Raw genomic sequence first — 11608 nt, forward strand, 5'->3', positions numbered from 1 at the left:
AGGTCCGACGCGGCGAGTATCGGGATGGTCAGCGGTTCTGCGAGACTCGCCGGGTGCGGGTAGATGTGCTGGGGCCGGTTCAGGCGTCGACGGATACGGGAGCGTCGATCGAGATCGGCGGGGTCAGAGTGCGCATGCTGCTGGCCCGGCTCGCGCTCGAAGCGGGCGGGACGGTATCGGTGGCGACGCTGATCGACGGGCTGTGGGGCGAGGAGCCGCCCGCCGACGCACCGGGTGCGTTGCAGGCCCTGGTATCGCGGCTGCGGCGGGCCCTGCGCGAAGCGGGCACGGTGGAGCTCACGGCCGGTGGGTATCGGCTGCCGGGAGTCGAAGTGGATTCCGAGCGGTTCGAGCATTTGATCAAGCGCGGGCGGCGGGAGTTCGCGGCCGGGCGGGCGGAGGCCGCGGCCGCGCTGCTCGCCGAGGCGCTGCGATTGTGGCGCGGACCGGTGCTCGGGGATGTGCAGGATGCGCCGTTCGTGCAGGTTGTCGCCGCCCGGCTGGACGACCTGCGGGCCGCGGCCGTCGAGGACCGATTCGCGGCCGAACTCCAGTTGGGGCGCTACGCCGACATTCTCGCGGATCTGGAGGTGGCCGGTGCCGAACATCCGCTGAGCGAGCGGCTGGCGGCGCTGCGCATGCGGGCGCTGGCCGCGGCCGGGCGGCAGTCCGATGCGCTGGCGGTGTACGAGGACATGCGGGAGCGGCTGGGCGATGAGCTCGGCATCGATCCGTCTGCGGAATTGCGGGACACCCATCTCGCGCTTTTGCGTGGCGAGCTCGAAAGCCCTGCTGTGCGAAGGGAACCCGTCGGCAGCACGCTCCCTGCGCGGCTGACGAGCTTTGTCGGTCGTGACAGTGAGCTGGAAGGGCTCGCGAAGCTGCTCGCTACTTCCCGGCTGGTCACTATTGTCGGGCCGGGTGGGGCCGGAAAGACCAGGCTCTCGCTGGAAGCCATGTCCCGATATCACGGTGGCCCAGTGTTTTTCGTGCCTCTTGCCGAGATCGGTGCGCCCGACCAATTTGCCGATGCGGTTGCCAGGGCGCTCGACAATGCCGCCGACGGTCTGCCTGCGGACAAGACGGCACGGCTGGCCGAATTGCTGGATGTCGCTGCGGCAGTACTGGTTCTGGATAATTGCGAACACCTGATCGCCGCTGCTGCCGAGCTCGCCGCGCATCTCTTGGACCGACTGCCGCAGTTGCGAATACTCGCCACCAGCCGGGAACCCCTCGCGATCACCGGCGAGGCGCTGTGTCACCTCGGCCCGCTCGACATCCCGGCCGAGGCGACGGAACCGGCTGTGGCGCAGCGCTCTCCGGCGGTGCAACTGTTCCTCGACCGGGCCGCCGCCGTCCGTCCGGGCTTCATTCTCGATGAGCACACCACCTCGCCCGTCGTGGAGATCTGCCGCAAGCTCGACGGTGTCCCACTGGCCCTCGAGCTCGCCGCCGCCAAGCTCCGATCCATGAGCGTCGACCAGATCGCCCGCCGCCTCGACGACCGCTTCCGCCTGCTCACCTCGGGCAGTCGCACCGCGCTGCCCCGCCAGCGCACCTTGCTCGCCCTGGTCGAATGGAGCTGGGATCTCCTCGAAGACCCCGAACGCGTACTTGCCCGCAGACTTTCGCTGTTCCCCGGTGGCGCGACAGTCGAAGCGCTGGAAGCGATCTGCGCCGACAAGGAGCTCCCCGCCGACGACATCCTCTACGTCCTGGGCGCACTGGTGGAGAAGTCTCTCGTGGAATCCTCCGGCGGCGAAAAGCCCCGCTACCGCATGCTGGAAACCATCCGCGCCTACGCCGCCGACCAACTCGCCGACTCCTCCGACAATCCGGCCCCAGCCTTCGCCCACTACTACCTGACCCTCGCCGAACAGCAGGAACCCCTCCTGCGCACCGGCGAACAACTCAGCGCCATAGCCGTTTTCGACGCCGAACACGCGAATATGGCCGCCGCCCTGCGCACCGCCTCTGTCGGCCCGATTGCCGCGCCGGCGGCCTTTGAGATCGATCGGGCTGAGGTAGATCCCGGCCAAAAGCCTGCCGGGATGACGAACGGTACGGCCGAAATCGCCGGGGGTTCTTCCGTTCACGCGATTGGAGCCGTCGGACCGGACTCTGCTGCGCAGATTTCCTCGGCTGACGGCTCCCCTGCGACGCGGCGTGGCACTATCGCTTCGAGCGGTCGTCCAGGTGAGGCAACTTCTGAGCAGGCGGAGCTCGTTGCTCGGTTTGCTCGGGCCATGTTCTGGTACTGGGGGATTCGGGGGATGAGCAGTCAGTTCGAGAGTGCTATCGCCGGGGTGCTGCGGTTCGGGGAGGCGTTGCCGCTGGATGTGCGGGCCGCGTTCGGGGTTATTCAGTTGATGGCCGGGGCTCCGGGGGCTGAATCCGGTTCTGTGCGTGGGTTGGTCGATGACTGTGTGCGCACGGGGGCGCTGGCATTTCATCCGGGATTGCCGCTGTGGACTTCGCTGGTCGCGTTTCAGGTCGGGGAGGAGGAGGTGGGGGAGCGGCTGCTCGCCGAAGCGCTGGAGTCGCCGGATCCGTGGTTGCGGGCGAGTGCGCATTTGGCACGGGATCTGGCGCTCACCGGACGGGGGGAGTTGCTCGCGGGAGCAGTGGAGCGGCGGGAAGCGCTGCGTGACTTCGAGATTGCGGGGGATCGCTGGGGCTTGGGGATGGCGTTACTCGCCGTAGGGCGGGATCATTCGCTGCGGGGCGCGCACCAGGAGGCAATGGCGGCGTTCGGGCGGGCCGTGGTCATCGCCTCGGAGCTCGGCATGGAGGACGACGTCTTCACCGCGCGCACCGAACTGGCACGTGAGCGCATGCGCAGCGGTGATCTGGCGGAGGCCGAACGCGATGTTCAGGTGGCGCAGCGGCAGGCCGAGGAACTGGGCTACTCCCGTATGGCCGCGGTCATGGGCTTCAGCCTGGCTGAATTGCACCGGCGCGCAGGCGATATCGCGCAGGCCGACCGAGATCTGGAGCAGCTGGAGCAACGCATTCGACGGCTGCCGTTCCCGGAGGGCCTGGCCGCGAACCGAATCGCGGTCGCCCGCATGGCCAACCGGCTCGCAGCGGGTTCCGCCGCGCAGGCCCGGGCCCTGCTGCCGGAAATCATCGAAAGCTCATTCGTCAATGGAGATGTCGCGGCCGTCACCCAGGCCGTGGCACACACAACGGAACTGCTGGCGAAACTGCTACTGCTGGAGAACGATCCGTCGTCCGCGGCCACCGCACTGGGCATGACAGCGGTCATCCGAGGCGTATTCGACGACGGCGAGCCGGAATTGCAGACGCTCATCACCGAACTGGTCGATCGCCTCGGCGAGCAGGATTTCCGTGCGGCATACCTCCAAGGGTCCGACCTCCCCCGAGAACAAGCCCTCAACCAACTCCGATCCGAAACCACCCCCCGCCCCTGACCCCCTCCGTGAGGTCCGGTTCGGATCGATACCCCGCCCCGCGCCGAAATGTCCTGCCACCCCGCGCGCAAATTGTCCTGCCGCGCACGGAATTGACAGCAATTCCGTGCGCGGCCGGACCACATGCGCGCAGCTGCTCGATGGCGGGTTCGCACCCTCCGACGTCAAACGCCGAGAGGGCTCTCATGGTGGGGAGTTTCGGCGTGTCCCCACCGTGAGAGCCCTCTCGGTGATCGCTAGGCGCGGGTGAAGAGGCGGCCGGCGAGGTCCAGGCCGGTGATGGCGCCGGAGGTGTTGCGGCTGAAGTAGCCTCGCTGGCCCTTGAAGGAGCCGTCGGTGATGATGTACTCGTCGGTGTCGCCGGGCAGCATGCCGAAGGGGAATGCGGGATGGTCCTGCGGGAGTTCGGTTTCCGAGGCGGCGCGGATTTCCGGGCGGATGCGGCATTCCAGGGACAGGCCCTCGGAGTCGGCGAGGACGGTCATGGTCATGGCGTCGATCTCGTAGGTGCCGACCAGCTCCTGGGCGCGGGATTCGTTGTAGGCCAACGGCTCCGGATCCTTGTCGATCACGCCGAGGTAGTGCTCCAGCGCCCAGCGCACAATGGCCTGGTTGGACGGAATGCCGTCGGGGCTGGCATTGGACATGATCGAGATGGCGAAGTTCCGTTCGGGCACCAGCAGCAGCTCGGAGAACTGACCGAAGGCTGATCCGCCGTGCCCGACGGTGCGCACACCGTCGACATCGCGCAGGAACCAGCACAGGCCGAGGGCGTCGCCGAGGGTGCTTGCCTTCATCTCGATGGTCGGCTGCTTCATGAGGTCGAGCAGCTCGGCGGGCAGCACGGTCTCGCCGTTCACGGCGGCACCGTCACCGAGATGGAAACGGGCCCAGCGCAATTGCTCCACGACCGAGGAGGAGATGCCGCCGCCGGGGTTATTGGCGCGATTCCCGTTCCAGGACCGCTGCACCGACAGTTCGCCGTCCTCACCGCGCTCGTGTCCGGCCGCGAACCGCCGCGTCATGATCTCGTTGCGCGAGTAGCTGCTGGTGGTCATGTCCAGCGGGCGCAGGACGCGCGTGGTGACGGCCTGTTCGAAGGTCTGGCCGGTGATCTTCTCGATGACCCGGCCGAGCAGATTGAAGCCTGCCTGGCTGTAGGAGGACCGCACGCCCGGGGCGGCGACAAGCGGGATCTCGGCCAGCTGTGCCACGAACTCGGCCAGCGCGTCGTCCCCCTCGCCGGTGTCGTTGATGAGGTTCCAATCCAGCCCGGCGGAGTGGTTGAGCAGCTGCTTCACCGTAATCGTGGCCGCAACCTCCGCATTGGTGAGCCGCAGCTCCGGCACGTACTTCTGGACCGGTGCGTCCAGGTCGAGCTTGCCCTCGGCGACCAGTTGCATGAGCACGGTGGCGGTGAAGCTCTTGCTGATCGAGCCGATGGTGAACAGCGTGTCCGGGTCGACGGGCAGCGGGTTCTCGATGCTGGTCACGCCGTGCGAGGCGAAGATCTCGCGGCCGTCGACCCAGATGCCGACGGTGACGCCGGGAATTCCGAATTCGGTCGCGGTGGCCTCGACGATCTCCGACAGGGCGATATCCGACGACAGTGCGTTGTTCGACATTGCAGTACCTCTCCTGTGCTCGGTGTGCGGCTCTCGTTTTCGGCCGCTCATCCGGTCTGAAATCAGAGTGCCGAGCGCCGCTGACAGCGGGCCGACAGTGCACCGACAGCGCGGACGGGCCCGCTGACAACACCGATCGGCGGGGGTGTCCGCACTGGTCAGAGGCTTCTCTCAGGCCCCCATTAGGAGGGAGATAGCAAACACTCAGTGAACTAGGGCAGTGTGAAAACCTGCCGATCAGAATTAGTCATCTACTGAGGAGATAACCGGCGTGCGATTGTCGAAGACCTGGGGCAGCGTGGTTCTCGCGTTGACCGCAACCGTCCTGCTACCAGTCGCCGCGGGTTCCGCTTCCGCAGCATCCGGAACTGCCCTGCGCGCCGGCGGCACCTCCACGGATGGCTCGCACATCGCCTCCAGTGAGTCTCCCGACGCACGAACGGTGAAGCTGCAGGTCTACTCGGCCGCCATGGACAAGAACATCGAGGTCGATGTGCAGCGCCCGGCCGACACCTCCGCGCCGAGCCCGGTGCTCTACCTGCTCAACGGCGCGGGTGGCGGCACGGACTCCGCCACCTGGCAGCGGCAGACCGACGCGCTGAGCTTCCTCTCGGACAAGAACGTCAATGTGGTGCAGCCGGTCGGCGGCGGATTCAGCTACTACACCGACTGGCGCGACGCGGATCCCACACTGGGCGTGAACAAGTGGAAGACCTTCCTTACCGAGGAACTACCCCCGCTCGTCGACCAGGCGCTGAATACCAACGGCCGCAATGCGATTGCCGGACTTTCCATGGCGGGCACCTCGGTGCTGCAGTTGGGGATCGCCGCACCGGGGCTCTACCAGTCGGTGGCCTCCTACAGCGGCTGCGCGCAGATCAGTGATCCGGTGGGCTACAACGCCGTGAATCTGGTTGTCGCGGCCGGCGGTGGCAATACCGTGAATATGTATGGCCCCAAGGGTGATCCGATGTGGGCGGCCAACGATCCCTATGTGCATGCCGACCAACTGCGCGGCATGAATCTCTACATCTCCAGCGGCTCCGGCCTGCCCGGGCCGTGGGACACCTTGAACGGTCCGCACACCCTGCCCGGAGTCGGCGGAGTGGTGAATCAGACCACCCTCGGCGGTGCGCTGGAGGCTGCCACCAACTACTGCTCGCACAATCTGCAAGCCAAGCTGGGACAGCTGGGCATTCCCGCCACCTTCAACTTCACGCCGACCGGCACCCACTCCTGGGGCTACTGGCAGGATGACCTGAAGAATTCGTGGCCGGTGCTCGCGGCCGGACTCGGATTGCCCGCCAACTGAATTCGGGGCCAGTCGCGCGGCTACGGTCGGTGGGGATGCCGACCGCAGCCGCGCTTTTTCATCGAATCTATTTGGTGAGTGCGAAACTCGGGTAGCCGTTGTCGCGTTCCTCGTCGCAGAAGCGGCGGTAATTGCCGAAACCACCGATGTAGGGCATGAATACGCGCTTCTTGCCCTCGATGTTCGCGCCCATGTACCAGGAATTGGCCTTGACGAACAGCGTGCCCTCGGCGACCTCCATGAGGTGATCGGTCCACTTGGCCGCGGCCTCCTCGCGGGCCTCGACCTGCCGAATGCCCTGCACGCGGCAGTATTCGATGAGTGCGAGCACCCAATCGAGCTGCTGCTCGGAGTGCAGCACCATATTCGCCATCACCGACGGGGTGCCGACGCTGTTGATACTGAACATGTTCGGGAAACCGTGGATACCGAAGCCCAGGTAGGTGACCGGGCCGTCGGCCCAGGTATCGCGCAGCTGCGAATCGCGCGCACCCTGGATATCGATGCGCAGTAGCGCACCGGTCATGGCGTCGAATCCGGTTGCGTAGACCAGGGTGTCGATCTCGATGAACTTGTCCGCGGTGCGGATACCGGTGGGGGTGATCTCCTCGATGGGCTCGCGGCGCAGGTTCACCAGCGAGACATTCGGGCGGTTGAACATCTCGTAATAGCCGGAGTCCGTGCAGATGCGCTTGGTGCCGATCGGATGATCGGTGGCGATCAGATCGTCGGCCACCGCCGGATCGTCGATCTTGGCGCGGATCTTCGCCACGGCGAAATCACGCACCAGATCATTGGCGGCCATATCGCTGTTCTGATCGGGGAAAACCTTGTTGAACAGCACGCCGCCGCCACTCCAGCGGTCCTCCATGGCGTCCTCGCGCTCCTGCGCGCTCAACTCCAGCGCCTTGGTCTGCAGGCTGGGGTGCGGGGTGGCGGCGGGGGCGTAGTAGGACTTCGCGCGCCGCTGCGGGTAGGTGGCGCGGATCTGCTCCTGCTCCTGCTCGGTCCACGGCCGGTTCGGTACGGGCACACTGAAATTGGGGGAGCGCTGGAAGACGGTCAGCGCCTCGGCCTGCCGGGCGATGATCGGCGAGACCTGAATGCCGGAGGAACCGGTGCCGATCACACCGACCCGCTTGCCGTCCAGGCTCGCGCCCTCCTCGGGCCAGCGGGCGGTGAAAAGCTCCTCGCCCGCAAAGGTTTCCACGCCCGGGATATTCGGCTTGATCGGCGCGGACAGGCAGCCGGTGGCGAAAACCACGAAGCGGGAGCGGAATTCGTCACCACCGGCGGAACGCACGGTCCAGATCGACGTTTCGTCATCGAAGCGCGCGGCGGTCACCGATTGGTTGAAGCGGTAGCGCTGCCGCAGTTCGAACCGGTCCGCCACGTGATTGATGTACGCCAGGATCTCCGGTTGCGCCGCGAAACGCTCGGTCCACGTCCAGCTCTGCTGCAGGTCCTCGTCGAACGAGTACGAGTAGTCCACGCTCTCCACATCGCAGCGTGCGCCCGGGTAGCGGTTCCAGAACCAGGTGCCGCCGACATCCTCGCCGGCCTCCAGGCCGAGCACGTTCAGACCGGCCCGGGCCGCCTGATGGACGCCGTAGAGTCCGGCGAATCCGGCGCCGATGATGATCACATCGTATTGACTGGCCTGCTCGGCGCTGGCAAACATGCGTGCCCTCTCGACTCGTCCAAAACTATTTCGAATAGGCATATCGTCGGGCCGACAGCGGCTGGTCGCGAGACCTCGTCCCACTGACCAGGAGCCACGGGCCGGCGATCAAAGCCGCGGTGAGCGGGCGCTGCCGACGAACTGCCGCTCCGACGGGCGGTTATTCGCCAGATAGATCGGGCAGCGTCGGCTCGATCGGCACCTCCGACAGCGTGAGCTGACGCGGGCAGGCAGCGTGGGGCGGGGAGTACGACGTTGGCTCAATGGTCACTGCCGGCGGAGCGGGCGGCACTGACCGGACGGGGACAGCGTGCATCGCGGATCAGGGTCAGCTGAGCGCAGCGTGAATTGCGGTTCAGTGCAGCCAGAGTCGCCGGTGTTCTCCGGCGCGGCGTGCGGGCTATTCGTGTGTGGGTTCGCCGGTGACGACGTGATCGGCGTGATTGAGGCCCTCGCGGATCAGGCGGGACAGGTGCCCGTCACGAATGCGGTAGATGATGCGGCGGCCGTCGCGGCGGGTATCGACCAGGCCGGTGAAGCGGAGTTTGGCCAGGTGCTGGCTGACTGCCGTGCGGGAGGCGCCGCAGGCCTCGGTGAGGGCGGTGACGTCGGCTTCGGCGTTCGCGAGAATCCAGAGGATGTGCAGGCGGGTCGGGTCCGAGAGCATGCGGAAGGTCGCGGTGGCGGCATCGAGCCGAGCCTGATCCGGTTCGACGGGGTGGGCGAGGCTGGAGCGCTCGGCGGGCGACGCGGGCAATGCCTGTGCGTCGCGCTTGCTCGCCATCGCTCACCTTCCCGCCGCTACCGCCTCGCTGTCCGCGGGTGCGGACGCGGGCCACACGCGGACAGCCGTCGTAGCAGCCAGTGTAGCGATCACCGCCAGCACCACCGCCGTGATCGGCAGGCCCGCCAGCGCGCCGAGGGTGCCCGCGATGGGGTAGGTGAGGAGGTAGCAGGCATGTGACAGCGAGAATTGTGCGGTGAAAACGGCTGCGCGGGAATCGGAATCCGACTGGGCGCGCAACAGCCGCGCCGACGGCGTATTGATCATGGAGGTGCCCGCGCCCAGCACCGCCCAGGTCACCGCCAGTGCGCAGCCGCCGACGACCGAACCGAGCAGTGGGATCACGGCCGCTGCGAGCAACCCGGCGGGCAGGATGCGGCATCCGGTCACCATGACCCGGCGATCCAGGACATCCGCGAGCACGCGCGGCAAGGTCAGCGCCACCACCATGGAGCCGAATCCGAAGCAGCCCAGGGCGAGTGCTACTCCGGTGTTCGAGCCGTCGAGCCGATCTCGCACGTACACAACGGTATTCACGACGACCAGCGAAGTCGCCGCGGCCACTGCGAGATTCATGGCCAGCAGTCCGCGCAGGACAGGGCGGTCCAGCATGAGCCGGGCGCCGCTGGTGATCCGCTCCCACAGCGGTTCGGGCCGGGCGGAGGTGAGCCGGGGGAGCCGTGTGGTGAGCACCAGCACGGCCGAGACCGCGAAACCTGCGGCGGTACCGACGAATAGGAGGTGGTAGCTGATGACCGTCAGCGCGGCGGCCGCCAGAATCGGGCTCAGCAGCGATTCCAGGTCGTAGGCGAGGCGGGACAGCGACAGGGCTCGCGTGTAGTGCTCTTCCTCCGGCAGTAGCGCGGGGATCACCGATTGGAAGGCCGGGGTGAACGTCGCCGACGCCGATTGCAGCAGCGCGATGAGCACGTAGATCTGCCAGATCTGCGTCACCCACGGCAGCATGAGCGCGATCGCGACGCGCGTCACATCCGCGGACACCAGCAGTGTGGTGCGCGGGACGCGCTCGGTGAGTGCCGAAATCACCGGCGCCACAGCCACATACGCCACCATTTTGACCGCCAGTGCGGTGCCGAGCACAGCGCCCGCATGGGCTCCCGCCAAGTCGTATGCCAGCAGGCCCAGTGCCACCGTGAGCAGGCCGGTGCCGATCAGTGCGACCACCTGGGCGGTGAACAGTCGCCGGAACTGGGTATGACGTAGGACGTCGAGCACGATCCCACTATATGACAATAGGTGCGCAGATGTGCACATGTTGTCGGTTATCCGCCAGTGGGCGGCTATTCTCGCCCCATGGTGAGGAACTTCGCGGTCTGCTATTTGGCCGCGGTTTCGACACTGCTCATTTCGGGCTGCTCATCGCACCAGGGCGACGCGCCCGCACCCACGGTCGAGTCGACCACGCCGGCGCCGGAGACCACACCCGCCCCGCCGACAGAAGCGCCGCCCGAACCCGCCTCGGAGCTGCCGCCCTGCGGCGATATCGGCACCACCGCAATGCCTTCCGACTGCCAACTGCAATCCCGCGATCCCCTCGGAGTCACCTTCGAAGTCCGGCACACCGGCAGCCCGGCACACCTCGTCACCACCGTCACCCTGCTCGACCCCGGCGGCGCGGTCGTGCAGACGCTGGTCGAACCCGAGGCCAATGCCCCAGGCGCGGTAGCGAAACTGCGCGACCTCGACGGCAACGGCCGCGACGAACTCGTCATCCCGATCTTCCTGGCCACCGCCAATATGCGCTACGCCATCTACCACGCCAGCGGGAACTCCCTCGAATACCACCGCGCCGGCGAACTGGCCGGAATCGGCATAGACACCTCGGCCACCGGATACGTCGTAGTCTCGGCCCGCACCGAATACGCCAGCTGGGACGTGGAATTCTGGAAATTCGCCGCCGACGACCTCACCCCGATAGTCACCGCCCAGGTCCGCCCCATCGACGACGGCACCGGCAAAGTAGCCGGAACCACCTGCGCGGTAATAGATTCCGGCGGCCTCGAAACCACCGGCCTCACCCCAGCCCAGGCCGACACCCAATTCTGCGCCGAACCGGCGGTCGCCCGAGTCCGCCGGAACTAACCGCCACCCCGGAACTGGCTGCCACCCCGGAACTGGCTGCCACTCCGGAACTGGCTGCCACCCCGGAACTGGCTGCCACCCGGAACTGGTGTCGTACCGGTGGTGGCTGCCGCACTATTGCTTGCTGCGCGGACGTGACTGTTGCTTCGGAGTGACCGTCGCGGGAGCTGACTGCGAAGACATGATTGACAGCTGCGGTATGACCGACTGATACGTCGGAACTGGTTGTTGTGGCTGGTGATCCGCACCCTGGTACATGAATTCGGGGGATTCTCCGGGGGATTCCGGATACCGCGGACGGTGCTGCCCGCCGAAGATTGAGTCAGGTCGCCGATCCGGCTATCTGGCCCACAGCACTCCGGATCGGCACCGCCTCGCCATCGACGTCGAGGCGGAGCGCAGCGTCGCGCACCGACTGGCGAACTTGCACCCGTCCCGCCCCGACCATCCCGGACGTACTGTCCCCTCAACCATCCCGGACGTACCGCCCCCGACCGTCCCCCCTCGGACGTACCGCCCCCGACCGTCCCCCCCTCGGACGTACCGCCCCCCGACCGTCCCCCCCGGACGTACCGCCCCCCCGACCGTCCCCCCCGGACGTACCGCCCCCCGGACGTACCGCCCCCCGGACGTACCGCCCCCCGGACGTACCGCCCCCCGGACGTACCG

Annotated in this window: 7 protein-coding genes; 3 read left to right on the forward strand and 4 right to left on the reverse strand. The window is 67.0% G+C overall.

Features of this window, described 5'->3' with window-relative positions; genetic code table 11:
* Positions 1–53 precede the first annotated feature (53 nt).
* Positions 54–3434 (forward strand): BTAD domain-containing putative transcriptional regulator, encoded by a 3381-nt coding sequence (locus JWN03_RS26505; protein ID WP_297620573.1) that lies wholly within the window; start codon positions 54–56, stop codon positions 3432–3434.
* A 236-nt stretch (positions 3435–3670) separates the two neighbouring features.
* On the opposite strand, the gene JWN03_RS26510 is transcribed toward JWN03_RS26505, so the two are convergent.
* Positions 3671–5059, reverse strand: coding sequence for a serine hydrolase domain-containing protein (locus JWN03_RS26510; protein WP_297620576.1), 1389 nt, complete (start codon positions 5057–5059; stop codon positions 3671–3673).
* 271 nt (positions 5060–5330) lie between these two features.
* On the opposite strand from JWN03_RS26510, the gene JWN03_RS26515 reads away from it, so the two are divergent.
* Positions 5331–6371, forward strand: coding sequence for an alpha/beta hydrolase (locus JWN03_RS26515; RefSeq protein ID WP_297620579.1), 1041 nt, complete (start codon positions 5331–5333; stop codon positions 6369–6371).
* A 67-nt stretch (positions 6372–6438) separates the two neighbouring features.
* On the opposite strand, the gene JWN03_RS26520 is transcribed toward JWN03_RS26515, so the two are convergent.
* The 3 genes from JWN03_RS26520 to JWN03_RS26530 form a co-directional block, all read right to left on the reverse strand.
* Complete coding sequence (locus tag JWN03_RS26520) at positions 6439–8052, reverse strand: flavin-containing monooxygenase (RefSeq protein ID WP_297620583.1); 1614 nt, start codon at positions 8050–8052, stop codon at positions 6439–6441.
* 400 nt (positions 8053–8452) lie between these two features.
* Positions 8453–8836 carry an ArsR/SmtB family transcription factor gene (locus JWN03_RS26525; RefSeq protein WP_297620587.1) on the reverse strand — a complete coding sequence of 128 codons (384 nt, stop codon included), beginning with the start codon at positions 8834–8836 and terminating at the stop codon, positions 8453–8455.
* A gap of 3 nt (positions 8837–8839) precedes the next feature.
* On the reverse strand, positions 8840–10072 hold the full coding sequence (locus JWN03_RS26530; RefSeq protein WP_297620592.1) for an MFS transporter: 1233 nt from the start codon (positions 10070–10072) through the stop codon (positions 8840–8842).
* Between the two features lie 78 nt (positions 10073–10150).
* Between JWN03_RS26530 and JWN03_RS26535 the strand changes: the two genes are divergently transcribed.
* A complete protein-coding gene (locus JWN03_RS26535) occupies positions 10151–10939 on the forward strand; it encodes a hypothetical protein (RefSeq protein WP_297620595.1) in 789 nt (262 codons plus the stop codon).
* Positions 10940–11608: the final 669 nt, after the last annotated feature.

Origin of the sequence: Nocardia sp. (assembly GCF_025465275.1) — a bacterium.
Classification (GTDB): domain Bacteria; phylum Actinomycetota; class Actinomycetes; order Mycobacteriales; family Mycobacteriaceae; genus Nocardia.